This is a genomic window from Paenarthrobacter sp. NPDC089675, from assembly GCF_044749185.1.
Taxonomy (GTDB): Bacteria; Actinomycetota; Actinomycetes; order Actinomycetales; family Micrococcaceae; genus Arthrobacter.
On record NZ_JBIVHM010000002.1, the window covers coordinates 126,134 to 145,686 of the forward strand.

Below are 19,553 nucleotides of genomic sequence, written 5' to 3' on the forward strand. Positions count from 1 at the left end.
CTTCTGCTGTAGTGAACCCCGCCTAACCGAGAATCTCGGCCAGGAACTTTGCTGTGTGGCTCTCCGTGGACTTCGCTACCTGCTCGGGAGTGCCTGTGGCCACGATCCGGCCGCCACCCGAACCGCCGTTCGGGCCGAGGTCCACGATCCAGTCCGCCGACTTGATGACATCGAGATTGTGTTCGATGGTGATGACGGTGTTGCCCTTGTCCACCAGGCCCTGAAGCACCATCAGCAACTTCCGGATGTCCTCGAAGTGCAGGCCGGTGGTCGGCTCGTCGAGCACGTAGATGCTGCGGCCGTTGGAACGCTTCTGGAGTTCAGCGGCAAGCTTGACGCGCTGCGCCTCGCCACCGGAAAGCGTTGTGGCCGGCTGCCCCAGGCGTACGTAGCCCAGGCCCACATCCACCAGGGTTTTCAAGTGCCTGGCGATCGGCGTGAAGGCAGCGAAGAAATCCGCGGCCTCCTCGATGGGCATATTCAACACATCTGCGATGGTTTTGCCCTTGTAATGGACTTCCAGGGTCTCCCGGTTGTAGCGGGCTCCATGGCAGACCTCGCAGGGGACGTAGACGTCCGGCAGGAAGTTCATCTCGATCTTCAACGTGCCGTCACCCGAGCAGGCTTCACAGCGCCCGCCCTTGACGTTGAAGGAGAAGCGACCGGGAAGGTAACCGCGGACCTTCGCCTCCGTAGTCTCCGCGAACAACTTCCTGATGTTGTCAAAGACGCCGGTGTACGTGGCGGGATTGGACCTAGGAGTCCGGCCGATGGGGCTTTGGTCCACGTGCACCACCTTGTCCAGATGCTCCAGGCCGTTGACCGTACGGTGCCGTCCGGCGACCTGCTTGGCTCCGTTAAGCTTGTTGGCAAGGACCTTGTAGAGGATCTCATTGACCAAAGTGGACTTACCTGAGCCGCTGACGCCCGTGACTGCCGTGAACAGTCCCAACGGGAAGGTTGCGTCCACATTGTTGAGGTTGTTCTCCCGAGCGCCCACAACCTTGAGCTCGCGCTTCTTGTCGTACTTGCGGCGCTTTGCGGGCACGTCGATCTTCCGGCGTCCCGAAAGGTAGTCGCCGGTCAAGGATTCGGTGTTGGCCAGGAGTTCCTTATAGGTACCGGAGTGGACCACCTGGCCGCCGTGCTCGCCGGCTCCCGGTCCGATGTCCACCACCCAGTCGGCCTCATGGATCGTGTCTTCGTCGTGCTCAACCACAATGAGGGTGTTGCCCAGATCGCGCAGGCGCGTCAGTGTTTCGATCAGGCGGCGGTTGTCCCTCTGGTGGAGGCCGATGGACGGCTCATCCAGGACATACAACACGCCGACAAGTCCGGAGCCGATCTGCGTGGCGAGACGGATGCGCTGGGCTTCGCCGCCGGACAACGTACCCGAGGGCCGCTCCAGGTTCAGGTACTCCAGGCCGACGTCGAGGAGGAAGGTCAACCGGGCCTGGATTTCCTTCAGCACCTGGTGGGCGATCTGCGCCTCCCGGCCGGTAAGGGTCAGGTTGGCCAGGAACGCCGCACACTCACGCATCGGTAGTGCGGCCACCTCGGCAATGGACTTGCCGTTGATGAGTACTGAAAGGGAGGCAGGGTTGAGTCGGGCTCCGTTGCATTCGGGGCACGGAACCTGCCGCATGTATTCCTCGTAACGGTCCCGGGCCCAGTCCGAATCCGTCTCGCCGTGCTTTCGGTGGACGTACTGGATGGCCCCTTCAAATCCAGTGCTGTACTTGCGTTCGCGACCAAACCGGTTCCGGTACTGGACTACGACCTTGTGATCCTTGCCGTGCAGCACAGTGTTGCGGACGTCCTTGGGCAGTTTCTCCCACGAGGTGGACATAGAGAAGCCAAGTTCCTGGGCCAGGCCTTCAAGGAGGCGGTTCCAGTACTCGGTGGTTGCTGTCCCGAGTGACCAGGGAGCAATCGCACCCTCGGCAAGCGACAGCTCCGGGTTGGGAACGATCAATTCCTCATCAACCTCAAGTCGCGTGCCGATACCGCTGCAGGCTGAGCAGGCGCCAAAGGGGTTGTTGAAGGAGAACGAACGCGGCTCGATCTCGTCAATGGCCAGCGGATGCTCGTTCGGGCAAGCCAGGTTTTCCGAGAACGCCCTGATCCGGCCCGGGTCATCGGCGTCGAGGTCCACGAATTCGACCAGGACGCGGCCTTCCGCCAGGCCCAAGGCGGTTTCAACTGAATCGGTGAGCCGCTGGCCAATCTCTTCCTTGACCACGAGGCGGTCAACAACAACCTCGATGGTGTGCTTGAACTGCTTGCCGAGCTTGGGGGCATCGCTGAGTTGGACCAGTTCCCCGTCCACCCGGGCCCGGGAGTAGCCCTTTGCCGTGAGCTCCTTGAAAAGGTCTACGAACTCGCCCTTGCGGCCGCGTACAACGGGCGCAAGAACCTGGAAACGCGTGCCCTTGTCCAGCTCCAGGAGTTGATCGACAATCTGCTGGGGGGTCTGCCGGGTGATGGGTTCCCCGCAAACCGGGCAGTGCGGGCGGCCCACGCGTGCCCACAACAGACGCATGTAGTCGTAGATCTCGGTAATGGTGCCCACGGTTGAACGGGGGTTCTTGCTGGTGGACTTCTGGTCGATGGAGACAGCCGGTGAGAGGCCTTCGATGAAATCGACGTCCGGCTTGTCCACCTGGCCAAGGAATTGCCGGGCATAGGCGGAGAGGGACTCCACGTAGCGGCGTTGGCCTTCGGCAAAGATGGTGTCGAAAGCCAGCGAGGACTTGCCGGAGCCGGAGAGACCCGTGAAAACGATCATCGCGTCCCGTGGCAGGTCCAGGTCCACGTTGCGGAGGTTGTGCTCGCGGGCACCCTTGACTACCAGCCGGGACAAATCAGGGCGCACGGGCTTGGTATCAGGTGCGACGGAAACAGGGTTCAGGTCATGGACGGCTGTATCTTCAGCTAAGGCTTTGGGCACCCACCAATGCTAGTCGAAAACGTCTTCGAATTTCCATGGTGTTCCTCACACCTTACCGGCGGGTACTAATCGGCGTCGTAGGCGGCAGCCAGCAACTGCACAGCCTCGGCGAACGAGGCTCCCTGCGCCTTGGCCGCGGCAGCATATTGTCCGGCCACTTCTGCGAGGGCACCCCAGCGATCGTCCCTGGCGCAAACTACAGTCCCGTTCCGCCCGCGGGTGGCGACCACCCCGGCAGCTTCGAGTTCCTTGTAGGCGCGGGCCACGGTGTGTGGAGCGACGTCCAGGACTCCGGCAAGATTGCGGACAGGCGGCAGTTTGGCGCCAACAGCCAGTACCCCCGAGTCCGCAAGCTCGATGATGCGCAGCCTGAGCTGCTCGAACAAGGCCACGCCGCTGTTGGTGTTTGGGCGCCACGAACCGGGGAAATCCCCTGGCCCGCTCATTCCCTGCACCATGTGCGTGGGACCCTGCGAGCGGCGGCAGGGACGGTGAAGCTTCCTTGGTCCATGCCGAGAATTAGACCAGCGACGCAGTGCCGGTTCAAGCCAACGCGCAATTCAAGATTGTCCGCGGGCTGCGCCTGACTCACGGATTCCTGCGGGCGACAGCAAAGATCCGCCTGAAGGGGTAGAGCGTACCGTGCGCGGACTCCGGATATGCCTGCCGCAGGAGGGTGGAATACTCGTGCTCGAATTCAAGACCCTCCTCCTCCGACAAGGCTGCCAGGACGGGGCGCAGCCCGGTCCCCCGCACCCATTGGAGGACGGGGTCCTTACCGGGAAGCAGTTGCTGGTAGGTCGTTTCCCAAGCGTCGGCCGTACACCCGGCGTCGAGCATTATTTCAAGGTAGTCCGCCGGACTGCCGACCGCGCCCTCGTGCCTCAGGACCCCGTCCAGTCGCGACGCCCACGTGGGCGACTCAGCAAGTTTTCGCATCAGCGCATGCGAGGCGGAGGTGAAGTTTCCGGGCACCTGGAGCGCAAACCACGCCCCCGGCGGGAGGGCTTGCAACCATCCGGACAGCATGTCCTGGTGGCCGGGCACCCATTGCAGGGCGGCGTTCGTGACCACCACGTCCACGTCCCTGTCCGGGGTCCAGTCCGCTATGTCGGCCTGCTCGAACTCCAACTGTCCCGGGACAGCGAGTCGGGCGGCCTTCGCCAGCATTTCCTGCGAGGAGTCCAGCCCGAGCACCCGGGCGGCGGGCCATCGTGCCGCCAGGGTGGCGGTGAGGTTCCCGGGCCCGCAGCCGAGGTCCACAACGCTGCGTGGTTCGTCGGCCTGAATACGGGCCACGAGGTCGTGGAACGGCCTGTCCCGGTGGTTGCCGAACTCGACATACTTGGACGGATCCCACTTCATGAAAATCCCCTCGCGCTGACAATGGATCGGGCATCGCTGCCCTGAGCGAGCCTAATGCGTCCGGGCACTAAGCTGGAAACCAATGAAACTCCTTGATCAGCTTTCCGGATCCACCACCGAAGGTCCCCTGGACTCCGACGAGATTTACGCACGGTTTGTCGAGTGGACCGAGAGCCGCGGACTGCAGTTGTACCCGGCCCAGGACGAAGCGATCATGGAACTCGCTTCGGGCGCCAACGTCATCCTCGCCACCCCCACCGGGTCCGGTAAGTCGCTGGTTGCCATTGCCGCCCACTTCGAAGCCATGGCGCGCGGCCGGCGCAGTTACTACACGGCACCCATCAAGGCACTGGTGTCAGAGAAGTTCTTCGCCCTTTGCGAGATATTCGGCGCCGAGAACGTCGGCATGATCACTGGAGACTCCGGCGTTAACCAGGACGCCCCAATCATCTGCTGCACGGCTGAAATCCTCGCCAACACGGCTTTGCGCGAAGGTGCCGGGGCAGAGCTGGGTTCGGTGGTCATGGACGAGTTCCATTTCTACTCCGACCCCCAGCGTGGTTGGGCCTGGCAGGTGCCGCTGTTGGAACTCCCCCAGGCCCAGTTCCTCCTGATGTCCGCGACGCTGGGTGACGTGAGCCGCTTCGAGGAAGGATTGACGGAGCTGACCGGGAGGACAACCGTCACCGTCAGCTCGGCAGAGCGTCCCATCCCGCTGCACTACTACTACCACCAGACACCGGTCCACGAGACGCTCGAGGAGCTCCTCTCGACCAAGCAGGTTCCTGTCTACGTCGTGCACTTCAGCCAGGCCGAAGCGATTGAGCGGGCGCAAAACCTCATGAGCATCAACATGTGCAGCCGTGAGGAAAAGGACAAGATTGCCGAGCTGATTGCCAACTTCCGCTTTGCGGCAGGGTTCGGCAAGACCCTCAACCGTCTGGTGCGCCACGGAATCGGCGTCCATCATGCAGGCATGCTGCCCAAGTACCGCAGGCTGGTTGAGCAGTTGGCGCAGGCCGGGCTGCTGAAAGTGATCTGCGGAACGGACACCTTGGGCGTTGGGATCAACGTGCCGATCCGCACCGTGCTGCTCACTGCCCTGAGCAAATACGACGGCGTCCGCACCCGGGTGCTCAACTCCCGTGAGTTCCACCAGATTGCCGGCCGTGCCGGGCGGGCCGGTTACGACACCGCGGGCACCGTGGTGGTCCAAGCACCGGAGCACGTGGTGGAGAACGCCAAGGCCATGGCGAAAGCGACCGCCAAGTTCGGCAACGACCAGAAGAAGCTTCGCCAAGTGGTCAAGAAGAAGCCGCCGGAAGGTTTCGTGTCCTGGGGCGAGCCCACGTTCAACCGGTTGGTCGAGTCCGTACCTGAGCCCCTGACCTCCAGCTTCACCGTGACCCACGCCATGCTGCTCAACTTGCTTGAGCGCCCGGGCGATCCATTCCTGGCAACCCGCCGCCTCCTGACCGAAAACCACGAGACCAGGGCGTCGCAGCTGAAGCTCATGAAGAAGGCGCTTGGAATCTACCGGGAGCTCCTGGCGGCAGGCGTCGTGGAGCGGATCCCGGAGCACGAGCAGGAAGCCGAGGGCCGCTCAGTGCGGCTGACGGTCCACCTCCAGGCCAACTTCGCCCTGAACCAGCCGCTCTCGCCCTTTGCGCTGGCAGCCCTGGACCTGCTCGATCCCGAATCCCCTTCGTACGCGCTCGATGTGGTGTCCGTTATTGAATCTACCCTCGAGAAACCGCGGCAGATTCTCTCCGCCCAGCAGAAGAAGGCCAGGGGCGAGGCAGTCGCGGCGATGAAGGCAGACGGCATCGACTACGACCAGCGCATGGCAATGCTCGATGACGTCACCTATCCGATGCCGTTGGCAGACGTGCTGGGCGAGGCTTTTGAGGTCTACCGCAAGGCGGCGCCGTGGGTGGGTGATTTTGAGTTGGCTCCCAAATCCATCATCCGGGATATGTACGAGCGTGCCATGAACTTTGGCGAGTTCGTTCAGTTCTACGGGCTGGCCCGTTCCGAAGGGATCGTGCTGCGCTACCTGGCCGACGGCTACCGGGCCCTGCGCCAGACCGTCCCCCAGGACGCACTGCGTGATGATCTGGAAGACCTCGTGGCGTGGCTGGGCGAACTGGTGCGCCAGGTGGATTCAAGCCTCTTGGATGAGTGGGAAGAGCTCACGTCGGGGCTCGCACCCACGCCGCACGACGCCCCTCCTCCGCCACCGCCCCTGCTGACGGCGAACGTCCGGGCATTCCGCGTCATGGTCCGCAACGAGATGTTCCGGCGGGTGGAACTTTTTGCGGACGAGGACTCAACAGCCTTGGGCGAACTCGACGGCGACTCAGGCTGGGACTCCGACCGGTGGGAAGACGTTTTGGATGACTACTTCGACGAGCACGATGACATCGGAACCGGTCCGGACGCTCGGGGTCCGGGACTGCTCATCATCACGGAGGAACCCGGAAAGTGGCGTGTCCGCCAAATCTTTGACGACCCCGCCGGTAACCATGACTGGGGTATCTCGGCAGAGGTCGACCTGGCTGCTTCCGACGAGTCGGGCACGGCGACGGTCCGCGTCACTGACGTGAACCGGCTCTAGGCGAACGCCATGGACGCCGTCCCGGACCTTACGGAAAGCCTGCGGGTGCTGACATCTTTCGCAGGCGTTCCGATGGCCCGATGGGACGGTCAACGATATTGGTGGGGCGGCCCCATGGATGTCGAAGGCCTGGCCATCGCGTCGGTCCAGGCGGCTGCTGCGGCGCTCAACGCTTTGACCGGCACTTCACGGTACTCGGTCTCCTCAGCGCGGGCTGCCGCTTCTTTCGATTCGCTGGGAAACCTGCGCATCAACGGGCGGAAGCCGGAGGGCTTTGCCTCCTTGTCCGGCTTCCGGAAGACAAAGGACGGATGGATCCGGCTCCACGCCAACTATCCGCACCATGCCGCGCGGCTTTTGGAAGGGCTGGGCGTCCCCGGGCCGGAGTACGTTGAGCGGGCGTTGCAAGGCATGGCCTCGCTCGAAGCCGAGTCCGCAATCGTGTCTGCGGGAGGGGTGGCGTCCGCGGTCAGGACCCGCCAGGCGTGGGTGCAGTCGCCAATGCACGGCTTTGCGGCTGAAGGACCTTGGATCCGTTTCTTCTTGGCCGGCCAGGATTCAGCGCCTGCATGGTCACCGGCGGCCGATACCTTCCAGCCGTTGCGGGGGCTCCGGGTGCTGGACCTGACCCGTGTCATCGCCGGGCCTGTCGCCACCAGGCTACTCGGCGCCCTGGGTGCCGACGTCATCCGCATCGATCCCCCGGACCTTCCGGAACTGCCCGATGCGTTCATTGACTGTGGATTCAACAAACGCAGCGCAGTGCTGGATTTTAGGACGGCAGACGGCCTCGATACCGTCCGTCGGCTCGCGGATGGGGCCGACGTCGTGGTGACGGGCTACCGCGACGGTGCACTGGCCCGGTTTGGCCTTGACCCACGGCAGCTGCTGCTTGAGCGCCCGGGACTGGTTGTTGCCGGCCTCAATGCCTGGGGAGGTGGACCATGGCGTGAACGGCGCGGCTTCGACAGCCTCGTGCAGGCCGCATGTGGCATCGCTTCAACGTACGGACGAACCGACGACGGCGGCTGGAAACCAGGTGCCCTTCCCGTACAGGCATTGGACCACGCCACAGGATACGGCCTGGCCGCCGCGGTCCTTGGCCTCCTGGCAGAGCGTCTCAGCTCCGGGCGCGGCGGGCTCGCGCGGTTGTCCTTGGCCCGGACCGCGGAGGAACTCCAGGGCTTCACCACACCAGCCGGGGCGGTCCCCGAGCCTGCGGGGACCCCGGACCTTGAATCCATGGACAGCTCACATGGTTTGCTCCGGTTTGTTGGCCCGCCGCTCCTGGCCGACGGCGTGGCCCTCACCTACACGGAGCCGCCTGTTCGCTATGGTTCCTCGCGCGCCATCTGGCGCGGCACCCGGGGAAGGCACTAGTAAGCTCGGAGCATGAGTGTAATCCGCCCCGCCATCCTTGAAGACGTTCCCGCAATCCTGCGCATGATCCATGACTTGGCTATTTACGAAAAAGAGCCGGACGCCGTGAGGAACACCCCGGAAAAGCTGGCCGAGGTACTGTTCGGGGACAATCCCAGGGTCTTTGCCACCATGGCGGAAAACGCTGTGGGCGAAGTGCAGGGTTTCGCCCTTTGGTTCCTGAACTACTCCACGTGGGAAGGCGTTCACGGCATCTACCTCGAGGACCTCTACGTTGAGCCCGACGCCCGCGGAGAAGGGCACGGAAAGGCGCTGCTCCAGTTTCTTGCCGCGACCGCCGTCGAACGTGGTTTTGCTCGGGTGGAATGGAGTGTCCTGAACTGGAATGAACCGTCCATCAGGTTCTACAAGAACCTGGGCGCTGTTCCCATGGAGGAATGGTCCACGTTCCGCCTGACGGGGGAAGCGCTGGAGGCGTTCGGAACAGAAAACGCCATCGCGGACAAATCCCTCGCCCATGGCTGAACAGCACACAATCCGCGCACGGCACGAATTCCGCGGCCTCCGCACTGTGGAGCACTTCTTTACGGTTCCCCTGCGGCACCCGGTGCTACGTGCGTGGACTTCCGAGGATGGAACCCGGGCGCAGGAGCGGCCCGGCGAAACCATCACGGTCTTTGCCCGCGAGTATTCCTCCACCGAGCACAGCGAAGAAGAGGCCGCCCGGCTGCCCTGGCTGCTGTACCTTCAGGGCGGCCCAGGTGGCCGCGGTAACCGGGTGACGTCCTTGGCAGGCTGGATGAAGGCCGCTGCCAAAGAGTTCCGGATCCTGATGCTGGACCAGCGCGGAACGGGCCTGTCCACTCCTGTGGAGCCCCGAACCCTGGCGTCGCGTGGCGGGGCGCAGGAGCAGGCAGAGTATTTGGCACATTTCCGTGCAGACTCAATCGTGGCAGACGCCGAATATATTCGGCGCACCCTCGGGGCCGGGCCTTGGACTGTGCTGGGGCAGAGTTTCGGGGGCTTTTGCGCCTTGACCTACCTGTCCTTTGCTCCCGAGGGGCTGCGCGAGGTGCTGATCACCGGCGGCCTCGCACCGCTGCACGGACCGGCTGAGCGCGTCTACAGGGCCACTTTCCGTCGCGTCGCTGCACGCAATGCCGAGTATTTCGGATGGTATCCGGAGGACCGGGAACTGGTTACCCGGATTGTCCGGCACCTTGGGGAACACCCTGAATACCTCCCCAGCGGAGAACGGCTCACCCCGGAACGTTTCCAAATGGTGGGGTCTTTCCTAGGCGGCAACGCGAGGGTCGATTCCCTGCATTACCTTTTGGAAGACGCCTTCGTTGATACTGCGCAGGGGCCGCGATTGTCCGAGGCCTTCCTGGAACAGGTACGCACCCAGGTCAGCCGCGCAGCCAACCCGCTCTACGCCGTACTCCATGAATCGATCTACGCGCAGGGTGAAGCGAGCAAGTGGGCGGCATGGAGGGTCCTGGCGGAGTACCCGGACTTTGAACCGGGAGCTTCGGAGCCGCTGCTGACCGGTGAAATGGTCTACCCCTGGTACTTCGACCAGGACCCCGCACTGGTTCCCCTGCGGGAAGTGGCTGAACTGCTCGCGGCCATGGAAGACTGGGGGCCCTTGTACGACGTCCACCGGCTCGCCACCAACACCATCCCGGTAGCGGCCGCCGTCTACAAGGACGACATCTACGTTGATCACGACCTCTCGATGGAAACCGCGTCCACCGTGCGGGGCCTGCAGCCATGGGTCACCGGCGACTTCCATCACGACGGCATCGGCGAAGACGGGGAAGGTATTTTCAGGCGGTTGCTCGGGCTCGTCCGCCCGGCACGCTAGGCCGCAACCGGCGCTTGGCGGCGGGCGGTGGCGACTGCGAGCAGCAGAACCACCGCGGCCACCGCCCCACCCACGGCGTTCAATCCCGGATAGCCAAGCCCTGCGAGGACCAGCCCCGAAGTGGCGCCGCCGACGGCACCCGCCGCGCCCATGAGGGTATCGGAAACACCCTGTACCGTGACGCGCTGGTCCGCCGCGACGCTCTCCGCCAGCAAAGTGGAGCCCGCAATGGTTGCTGCGGACCAGCCAAGTCCCAGCAGGACCAGGCCCAGGGTCACCAGCGCGGGTTCCCGCTGGCCGAGCCCGGCAACAATGACCGCCACCAAGAGGAGTGCATGGCCGAGGGCGATCGTCCTGAAACGGCCCGCCTTGTCGGTGAGCCAGCCCCACAGCGGCGACAAGGCAAACATCCCGGCGATATGCAGCGAAATGGTCACCCCGATGACCACCAGCGCGTCCGTGCTCTCCGTGGTGTGGTGTCCGGAATGTGCGCCGCCCACGAGTTGCTGCAAATGTAATGGGGTCATGGCCATCACGGCGACCATCACTCCGTGGGCGCCCACCACCGCGGCCAATGCCAGCCCGGCCCGCGGCGAGGACCTGACGGCCCTGAGCCCGGCCCGGATACTGCCACGCGCAGCCGCCGTGGCACCGTCCGTTGCAGCGGATGCCTTGAGGCGCGCCAGGAGCAACGGACCCGGTCGGAGCCCGAAGTACAGCAGGGCGGCTGCCAGCAGCAACCCGGCCGCCGAGAAAACGAAAGGCCCCGCGATTGGCGGAATCCCCAGCACGGTGCCTACCGCCGCTCCCGGCTGGATGAGATTGGGGCCGGCTACAGCGCCTATGGTGATCGCCCAGACAACAGTGGACAGCGACCTGCCGCGATGCTCCGGTTCTGCGAGGTCGACGGCGGCGAACCGTGCCTGCAGGTTGGCCGCTGTCCCAAGGCCCAGCAGGGCGCCGCCGAGGAGGAGCAGCAGGAACGAACCCGCCATCACCGAGGCCATCATGAAGAGTGAGCCGGCCAGCGCCGCCACTAAGCCGGTAACGAGGCCCACCCTGCGTCCTCGTGACTCTGCCAGTCGGGCCAGCGGCAAGGCAGAGACGGCGGCAGCGAGCGTCAGCACCGTAGTGATGGAGCCCGCCCAGGCTTCGGAGCCCGAAAGGTCGACGGCCAGCAGCGAGCCGATCGACAGGGTGGCACCGTTGCCTATCCCGGAGAGCAGCTGTGAGGAACTGAGCAGAAAAACAGTGCGGCGCTGAACCCTTTGGGGGTCCAGCGCCGCAGTTGAAGTGGTAGCCACGTCACGAGACTACAACCTTTGAAGGAGCGTTACTCTGCTTCGCTCAGACTCTTCTTGGCGTCTTCTTCCAGGCGTGCATCGATTTGTGCCTGCTTGGCGGCGGGGCTGAGCAGGCTGGCCACAACCGCTACCACGATGGTGCCGATAATGACTGCCAGCGAGACGTACGTGGGGATCTCGGGAGCCCACTCGATGTGGTGGCCGCCGTTGATGAACGGCAGTTCGTTGACGTGCATTGCATGCAGGACGAGCTTGACGCCGATGAACGCAAGGATGACCGAAAGGGCATGCTTCAGGTACACGAGCCTGGTCATCAGGCCGCCCAGCAGGAAGTACAGCTGGCGCAGGCCCATCAGCGCAAAAATGTTCGCGGTGAAGACAATGAAGGCGCTTTGCGTGAGTCCGAAGATCGCAGGAATGGAGTCGACTGCAAACAGGAGGTCCGTCATGCCGATCGTGATGAAGACGATGAGCATCGGGGTGAACACCTTCTTGCCGTTCACCACGGTGCGGATCTTGCCGCCGTCGAACTTTTCGGACATGGGCAGAACTTTGCGAAGGCGCGCAATCAGGGGGTTTTCGGCCCCCTCTTCCTCGTCCTCGCCGGAGTCCGTTGCCTGCTTCCACGCAGTCCACAGCAGGAACGCGCCGAAGATGTAGAAGACCCAGCTGAACTGCTCAATGACAACTGCGCCAAGGCCGATGAAAATACCACGGAGCACCAGCGCGATGATGATGCCCACCATCAGTACTTCCTGCTGGTACTTCCTGGGAACGGAGAAGCGGGCCATGATGATGATGAAGACGAAGAGGTTGTCGATGCTGAGGCTGTACTCAGTGACCCACCCTGCCACGAACTGGCTGCCGTACTCGGGGCCGGTGAAGTAGAACATCGCGCCGGCAAAGACCATGGCCAACGCCACGTAGAAGGCGACCCAAAGGCCGGCTTCCTTCATCGAGGGTTCGTGGGGACGCTTAACGACCAGCAAGAGATCGATCAGCAAGATGATTCCGAGGGCGACAAACGAGCCGACCTCAAACCAGATAGGGAGCTCCATTAAAGAAGGCCTTTCGCAGGGTACGGGAAAGCGGTGTAAGTCTCTCCGGCCAACCCGGTGCACTCGAAGGCACTGACTCGTGGCCCGCTAGGCCCGGCGAGGCATCTGTGCCTTGCGTGTTGACGGACATAGCGCTTGGGATACTCCCCTACGTTCAGCCAACTCTACCCTAGGCGTGCCCCGCTGACTGCATCTGGCGCAATTCGCGCTTCAATTCCTTGACTTCATCGCGGATCCTCGCCGCCACCTCGAACTGGAGTTCGGCGGCGGCGCCGTGCATCTGTTCCGTCAACTGCTCGATCAAGCCCACCAGGTCTTCCGCAGGGGCGGCCGCCAGGCCGTCCTGCCTTACCGTTGCGGCGCCCTTCGCAGCGGCCTTGCCGCGCTTGGCTCCCTTGGCCAGGCGGTTGTTGTTCAGCAGTTCCTGGGTATCGGCGTCTTCCTTTGCCAATTGGTCGGTGATGTCGGCGATCCTCTTGCGCAGCGGCTGGGGATCGATGCCGTTGTCCTTGTTGTACTTGACCTGGATGGCACGGCGGCGATTGGTTTCATCGATGGCGTGGGCCATCGAGTCGGTGATCCTGTCCGCGTACATGTGGACCTGGCCGGACACGTTTCGTGCGGCACGGCCGATTGTCTGGATCAGTGATGTGGATGAACGCAGGAAACCTTCCTTATCCGCATCCAGGATGCTCACGAGGGACACCTCGGGAAGGTCCAGGCCCTCACGCAGCAGGTTGATTCCCACCAATACGTCGAAGACACCCATTCGCAGCTCACGCAACAGTTCTACGCGGCGCAGTGTGTCTACGTCGGAGTGCAGGTACTCCACCTTGACGCCGTGCCCAACCAGGTAATCCGTCAGGTCCTCGGCCATGCGCTTGGTCAGGGTGGTGACCAGCACGCGTTCGTCCTTGGCCGTGCGCGTCCTGATCTCTTCAAGGAGGTCGTCGATCTGGCCCTTGGTCGGCTTGACCACGACCTCAGGATCAACAAGGCCCGTGGGGCGGATGATCTGCTGGACGTAACCGTCAGCCTTGCCCAGCTCGTACTTCCCCGGCGTTGCCGACAGGTATACCGTCTGGCCGATCCGCTCCAGGAATTCATCCCACTTGAGCGGACGGTTGTCCATTGCCGAGGGAAGGCGGAAGCCGAAGTCCACGAGGTTTCGCTTGCGGGACATGTCACCTTCATACATGGCCCCGATTTGCGGGATGGTCACATGGGACTCGTCCACCACCAAGAGGAAATCGTCCGGGAAGTAGTCAAGCAGGCAGTGCGGCGCGGTGCCCGGGCCACGGCCGTCGATGTGCGCCGAATAGTTTTCGATACCATTGCAGAAGCCCATCTGCTGCATCATCTCGAGGTCGTACGTGGTGCGCATCCGGAGCCGTTGGGCTTCGACCAGCTTGTTCTGGCTCTCCAGGACCTTCAGGCGATCGGCCAGTTCATCCTCGATCCGCTTGATGGCGCGGGACATGCGTTCGGGCCCGGCGACGTAGTGCGAGGCAGGGAAGACGTACATTTCTTCTTCGTCACGGATGACTTCGCCGGTGACGGGATGGAGCGTCTGGATGTTCTCGATCTCGTCGCCGAAGAACTCGATCCTGAGCGCCAATTCTTCGTACATCGGGATGATCTCAACGGTGTCCCCGCGAACCCGGAAGGTACCGCGGTGGAAGTCCATGTCGTTACGGGTGTACTGCATGGCGACGAACTTACGCAGCAGATGGTCGCGATTCAGTTCCGCGCCCTTCCGGAGCGTCACCATCCCGGCGATGTACTCTTCCGGCGTGCCCAGGCCGTAGATGCAGGAAACCGTAGCCACTACCACGACGTCGCGCCGAGTCAGGAGCGCATTGGTGGCCGAGTGCCGGAGACGTTCCACTTCCTCATTGATAGACGAGTCCTTCTCGATGAAGGTGTCCGTCTGCGCCACGTAGGCCTCAGGCTGGTAGTAGTCGTAGTAGGAAACGAAGTACTCGACGGCGTTGTTCGGCAGGAGTTCGCGGAATTCGTTGGCGAGCTGGGCCGCAAGCGTCTTGTTTTGCACCAGCACAAGGGTGGGCCGCTGGACCTGCTCGATGAGCCAGGCAGTAGTAGCGCTTTTGCCCGTACCAGTGGCGCCCAGCAGCACGACATCCTTTTCGCCGTTGTTGATCCGCTCCGTCAACTCAGCAATCGCCGTGGGCTGGTCACCGGCAGGCTTGTATTCGCTGATGACTTCGAAGGGGGCGACGACACGGTTGATTTCCTGGGCAAGGCTCATGCAATTAATCTACTCCTGCCCCCGGACAGCTACTGTCCGGAATTGGGCACTTCCGCCGAGGGAGAACCTGTTGGATCCTCCAGTGGAACGGCCGACGGCGGTTGCCACCCCGTGCGGGCCGCCCACGCCTCCATCCGGGGCCAGGCGACATCGGTGAACCACGGCTCCTTCGCGTCCGCGTACCCGGCGGTGTCCTGGTCGTCAGCGAAGCGCACAGCCAGGCCCCGTTTGAGCGACTCGTAAATCTCCCGGGCCTCGGCGTCTGCACGCAACCAGTCCCTGAACATCAGCGCGTACTTCCAGCCGGGGGAACCGGAGACACGGACGTGGAGGTTGACCGGCCTTCCCGGGTCCGCATTGGCATGGAAACGCTTCTGCCAGCCGGAGGGTTCCGGCTGGGTCGGTTTGGGGGTATCCGTCGTTATCCCCGGAACCAAGGGGAACCCTGCGGATGACAGGAGTGGTGCGATCTCGTCGGCGATGCCCAGGTCCGGGACTCCAAGCTGCAGATCAATCACATCCTTCGCTGCCAGACCCGCTATGGAGGTGGAGCCTACATGCTCCAGGGAGAGGCCGTCCGGGGCTGCAGCCCGGATACGGGCGATGAGCCGGCCAGCCTCCTGTAACCATTCGGCGCGGCTTGCTTCCAGCACAGGGCCGGTTCCCCTCGGCGCACGTTGCTTCAGCTTGAGGTTGTCCGCGAACGGCTGAAGTCTGTCCGCCCACAGGGAATCGACCGCGGCGAGCAAGTCTTCCCGGCTGCCGGAGTTGTCCAGGACGATGTCGGCCGCTGCGAGCCGTTCTGTCCGCGTTGCCTGTGCAGCCATCCTGGAACGGGCATCCTGGTTCGTCATGCCTCGCTGCTCCACCATGCGCTGCACCCGGACTTCATCAGGTGCGTCCACGACGATCACCAGGTGGAAGGAACTCCCCTGCCCGGTCTCAACCAGCAGCGGGATGTCCTGCACCACAACGTCCCCGGGGCCGGCCGTGGCAAGAATTGCAGCAGCAGACTCCCGCACCAGGGGATGGACGATGCTGTTCAGCACCTCCCGCTTGGCCGGGTCCTGGAAAACGATGGCACCCAACGCCGGGCGGTCCAGGCGGCCTTCCGGGTCAAGAATGCCTGCGCCAAAGGCGGCGACAACTCCGGCCAAGCCGGGAGTACCGGGTTCCACCACCTGCCGTGCCAGAAGGTCCGCGTCAATGAGTGTCGCCCCCAACTCCTGCAAGCGCGTAGCAACCAATGATTTCCCCGAGGCGATGCCGCCCGTCAGTCCGATCTTCAGCACCCTTCCACACTAGACTGAAGCGGTGGAATTTGAGGACGAGAGCCGCGCGACCAGTTACACGACACTCGCGGAGGGACCCGATTTCCGCCATGAACTGGAAATCCGTCGCTCGCGCTTCATCACAGTCCTCCGCCGGTCCCTGGACGAAGACTCTGCTCGCGACCTTGTGGCCGGCCTGCGCCGGGAGTTCCACGACGCACGCCATCATTGCTCCGCCTTCGTGATCGGCCCCGACCGGATGATCCAGCGCTCCTCCGACGACGGCGAACCGTCCGGAACGGCCGGTATTCCGATGCTGGAAGCGCTGGTCAAACGTGAGACGGCACCCGGGGTGGCGGACCTCAGTGACGTCAGCGCCGTCGTCGTCCGTTACTTCGGCGGCATCCTGCTGGGTGCCGGCGGGCTCGTCAGGGCCTACTCGGAGTCGGTCTCGACGGCGTTGGAGCTGGCACCGCTCGTGCAACGAAGGCGCTTGCGCCTCTGCAACCTCGGCGTGCCGCACGCAGACGCCGGGCGCCTGGAGAACGAACTCCGCAGCAGCGGGTTCGTGATGGCCGAAACATCCTACGAAGCCCGGCAGGCCATCCTCCGGGTAGCCCTGCCTGACGAAGCAACAGCATTGGAAGAAGCGCAATCCCGTGTGGCGGCCTTGACGGCCGGCGCCACTGAGCTGAAGCCCGAGGGCACCGCGTGGATCGACGTGGCGCGCTGACAAGCAGGTAGCTTGCGATACAAAAAGGACCCCCACCGAACGGTGGGGGTCCTTTTTTGGCTATTCAGCGCAACCCGTGAGGGTGGGCGGAATTAGTTGCCGGTGAGCTTCTCGCGCAGTGCGGCGAGGGCCTCGTCGGAAGCGAGGGTGCCCGCGTTGGACTCTGCAGCAGCCGGCTCCGAGGAGTAGCTGGTAGCGCCGGAGTCGCCTTCGCCGGACGTTGCAGCAGCAGCGTCGTCGGCAGCGTGCTGTGCAACCTGCTTCTTGTGGGCTTCCCAGCGGGTCTGGGCGTCAGCGTACTGCTGCTCCCAAGCTGCACGCTGTGCTTCGTAGCCCTCGAGCCATTCGTTCGACTCGGGGTCGAAGCCCTCGGGGTACTTGTAGTTGCCCTCTTCGTCGTACTCAGCGGCCATGCCGTACAGAGCGGGATCGAACTCGGTGCTGTCAGCGTCCACGCCCTCGTTCGCCTGCTTGAGGGAGAGGGAGATGCGGCGACGCTCGAGGTCGATGTCGATGACCTTGACGAACAGTTCGTCGCCAACGGAGACAACCTGCTCGGCGAGCTCAACGTGGCGGACAGCCAGCTCGGAGATGTGCACAAGGCCTTCGATGCCGTCTTCGACGCGAACGAACGCACCGAACGGAACCAGCTTGGTGACCTTACCCGGAATAACCTGGCCGAGGGCGTGGGTGCGGGCGAAGGTCTGCCACGGATCTTCCTGCGTAGCCTTGAGCGACAGGGAGACACGCTCGCGGTCCAGATCCACTTCGAGGACCTCGACGGTGACTTCCTGGCCAACCTCGACAACCTCGGACGGGTGGTCGATGTGCTTCCAGGAGAGCTCGGAAACGTGGACGAGGCCGTCTACGCCGCCAAGGTCCACGAAGGCACCGAAGTTGACGATCGAGGAAACGACGCCCGGACGAACCTGGCCCTTTTCCAGCTTGTTGAGGAACGTGGAGCGTACCTCGGACTGGGTCTGCTCGAGCCATGCACGGCGGGACAGAACAACGTTGTTGCGGTTCTTGTCCAGTTCGATGATCTTGGCTTCGATCTGCTGACCGATGTACGGAGCGAGGTCGCGGACGCGACGCATCTCGACGAGGGATGCCGGCAGGAAGCCGCGCAGTCCGATGTCCAGGATGAGGCCACCCTTGACAACCTCGATGACGGTACCGGTAACGACACCGTCTTCTTCCTTGACCTTCTCGATGTCGCCCCAGGCGCGCTCGTACTGTGCGCGCTTCTTGGACAGGATCAGACGGCCTTCTTTGTCTTCCTTGGTGAGCACCAGGGCTTCGACCTGATCGCCAACGGCGACAACTTCGCCGGGGTCAACGTCGTGCTTGATGGAAAGCTCGCGGGAAGGGATGACACCTTCGGTCTTGTAACCGATGTCGAGCAGGACTTCGTCGCGGTCGACCTTGACGACGGTACCTTCGACGAGATCTCCGTCGTTGAAGTACTTGATGGTGGCGTCGACAGCTGCGAGGAAGTCCTCAGCGGTACCGATGTCGTTGATCGCGACTACGGGGGTACCGGGCTTCTCGGTGGAGGTGATGGTCATGTAGTAGGGGCTCCGTTGTGGATAGTATGTCGGTCAGGCAAACCGCTGCCGTCCGGATCCGGACGGCAGAACACGGCAAAGTACCGGGTCATCCTGATTTGTGGATTATTACAAAATGGATGCGCGCACGTAGTACACGCCCGTTTATTGTAGTCGATTCTGCAAAGCAGGGTCAAAAGCACTCCGTTGCCCGGCTACAGGGAAAGTACCTGCCCCAACTGGGCAAACGTCAGGCCGGCATCCAGGAGGCGCGGCAGCACCTGCCCGTAACCGTCGGCCGTCCCGGAAGCCGGCTTATTGAAGTGCGAGATGACGATGTCTCCGGGCTTGGCCCGGCCCACTTCTGCCGCGACGGTCTGCGGCGGGTACGTCGCGCCGCCGTCGCCGTTCACCGTGAAGTTCGCCGGCACCATGCCGAGCCTGCGCGTCATGGCCGCTGCGACGTCGTCGAAATAGGCCGTACCCGGCCGGAAGAACCGGGGGCGCTTCCCTGTGAGCTTGTGCAGGACCTCCTGGTTGCCCGTCAATTCATCATAGGCTTCGGCCGCGCTGGCTGTGCCCGCGATTCCATAGGCTGACTTCCCGGTGACCGACAACGGAAGGTGCCGCGTGCCGTGGTTTGCCAATTCGAACAGAGGTTCCGCTGCGAGGTCCGCTGCCAGTGACGGATTGGCGGCGATCCAACGGCTGTTGACGAAAAGCGTGGCGGGGACTTTGAGTTTCCTCAGGGTGTTCAGGAGTTTTTGGTCGCACGCCGAAGCCCCCGGACCGCCGCACGCATCGAACGTGAGTGCTATGTGTCCGGACGGGGAACTGTTCACCACGCCCGTGACATGAAGCCCCCATTCCTTGGGCCGGAGGGCGCCGAACTCGGCGAGTATCTGGTCCCTGCCCGGCGGGACGGGTGCCCGGTCGGCCAACGCCACTGCTTCCTCCTCCTTGGAGAGCTCGGCAATCACCGGAGGCGGCGTGGCCGGTCCGCCATTGGCCGACGTCGGAAAGGGAACCGTGGACACAGGGCCCGCGTTGTCCACCGTCCCCGTGCAGGCGGCGAGGGCGACGGACGCCAGGCCCGCCATTCCAAACAGCACTGATCGACGACCGGCCGTTGGCCGCCGCTTGGAATCCCCCATGGATGTCCTCTTCTGTTACTGGCTAGCTTGTGAAGTTA

The 19,553-nt window shown here is 63.4% G+C and carries 14 protein-coding genes; 5 read left to right on the forward strand and 9 right to left on the reverse strand.

Annotated features, from left to right (window positions below; translation table 11 throughout):
• Positions 1-22: 22 nt before the first annotated feature.
• From uvrA to ACIPY2_RS04715, 3 genes are all read right to left on the reverse strand, one after another.
• Positions 23-2,950 (reverse strand): excinuclease ABC subunit UvrA, encoded by a 2,928-nt coding sequence (gene uvrA / locus ACIPY2_RS04705; protein WP_400265217.1) that lies wholly within the window; start codon positions 2,948-2,950, stop codon positions 23-25.
• A 65-nt stretch (positions 2,951-3,015) separates the two neighbouring features.
• Entirely contained in the window at positions 3,016-3,396 is a 381-nt protein-coding gene (locus tag ACIPY2_RS04710; protein ID WP_400265218.1) for a GntR family transcriptional regulator, read from the reverse strand.
• Between the two features lie 142 nt (positions 3,397-3,538).
• Complete coding sequence (locus ACIPY2_RS04715; RefSeq protein ID WP_400265219.1) at positions 3,539-4,315, reverse strand: trans-aconitate 2-methyltransferase; 777 nt, start codon at positions 4,313-4,315, stop codon at positions 3,539-3,541.
• Positions 4,316-4,397: 82 nt separating this feature from the next.
• On the opposite strand from ACIPY2_RS04715, the gene ACIPY2_RS04720 reads away from it, so the two are divergent.
• From ACIPY2_RS04720 to ACIPY2_RS04735, 4 genes are read left to right on the forward strand one after another with little or no spacing between them, the layout of a single operon-like run.
• Complete coding sequence (locus ACIPY2_RS04720) at positions 4,398-6,932, forward strand: DEAD/DEAH box helicase (RefSeq protein WP_400265220.1); 2,535 nt, start codon at positions 4,398-4,400, stop codon at positions 6,930-6,932.
• A gap of 9 nt (positions 6,933-6,941) precedes the next feature.
• Positions 6,942-8,312: a CoA transferase gene (locus ACIPY2_RS04725; protein ID WP_400265221.1), complete on the forward strand. Its 1,371-nt coding sequence runs from the start codon at positions 6,942-6,944 to the stop codon at positions 8,310-8,312.
• A gap of 12 nt (positions 8,313-8,324) precedes the next feature.
• Entirely contained in the window at positions 8,325-8,837 is a 513-nt protein-coding gene (locus ACIPY2_RS04730) for a GNAT family N-acetyltransferase (RefSeq protein ID WP_400265222.1), read from the forward strand.
• Positions 8,830-10,179, forward strand: a complete 1,350-nt coding sequence (locus ACIPY2_RS04735; RefSeq protein ID WP_400265223.1) for an alpha/beta fold hydrolase — start codon at positions 8,830-8,832, stop codon at positions 10,177-10,179. The genes ACIPY2_RS04730 and ACIPY2_RS04735 overlap by 8 nt, the downstream gene beginning before the upstream one ends.
• Here the strand turns inward: ACIPY2_RS04735 and ACIPY2_RS04740 are convergent.
• The 4 genes from ACIPY2_RS04740 to coaE all read right to left on the reverse strand — a co-directional run bounded on the left by ACIPY2_RS04740 (position 10,176) and on the right by coaE (position 16,102).
• The gene (locus tag ACIPY2_RS04740; protein ID WP_400265224.1) at positions 10,176-11,483 is read right to left on the reverse strand and encodes an MFS transporter; all 1,308 of its coding nucleotides are present in this window, start codon (positions 11,481-11,483) and stop codon (positions 10,176-10,178) included. The two genes, ACIPY2_RS04735 and ACIPY2_RS04740, sit on opposite strands and share 4 nt — an antisense overlap.
• Positions 11,484-11,512: 29 nt before the next feature.
• Entirely contained in the window at positions 11,513-12,541 is a 1,029-nt protein-coding gene (locus tag ACIPY2_RS04745) for a TerC family protein (RefSeq protein WP_400265225.1), read from the reverse strand.
• 169 nt (positions 12,542-12,710) lie between these two features.
• Positions 12,711-14,810: an excinuclease ABC subunit UvrB gene (gene uvrB, locus ACIPY2_RS04750; protein WP_400265226.1), complete on the reverse strand. Its 2,100-nt coding sequence runs from the start codon at positions 14,808-14,810 to the stop codon at positions 12,711-12,713.
• A 29-nt stretch (positions 14,811-14,839) separates the two neighbouring features.
• Positions 14,840-16,102: a dephospho-CoA kinase gene (coaE, locus tag ACIPY2_RS04755; protein ID WP_400265227.1), complete on the reverse strand. Its 1,263-nt coding sequence runs from the start codon at positions 16,100-16,102 to the stop codon at positions 14,840-14,842.
• Positions 16,103-16,124: 22 nt separating this feature from the next.
• On the opposite strand from coaE, the gene ACIPY2_RS04760 reads away from it, so the two are divergent.
• Positions 16,125-16,814: an IMPACT family protein gene (locus ACIPY2_RS04760; RefSeq protein ID WP_400265228.1), complete on the forward strand. Its 690-nt coding sequence runs from the start codon at positions 16,125-16,127 to the stop codon at positions 16,812-16,814.
• Positions 16,815-16,906: 92 nt separating this feature from the next.
• Here ACIPY2_RS04760 and rpsA read toward each other — a convergent pair whose 3' ends face one another.
• On the reverse strand, positions 16,907-18,382 hold the full coding sequence (rpsA, locus tag ACIPY2_RS04765; protein ID WP_400265229.1) for a 30S ribosomal protein S1: 1,476 nt from the start codon (positions 18,380-18,382) through the stop codon (positions 16,907-16,909).
• 194 nt (positions 18,383-18,576) lie between these two features.
• Entirely contained in the window at positions 18,577-19,515 is a 939-nt protein-coding gene (locus tag ACIPY2_RS04770) for a polysaccharide deacetylase family protein (protein WP_400265230.1), read from the reverse strand.
• Between the last annotated feature and the right edge of the window lie 38 nt (positions 19,516-19,553).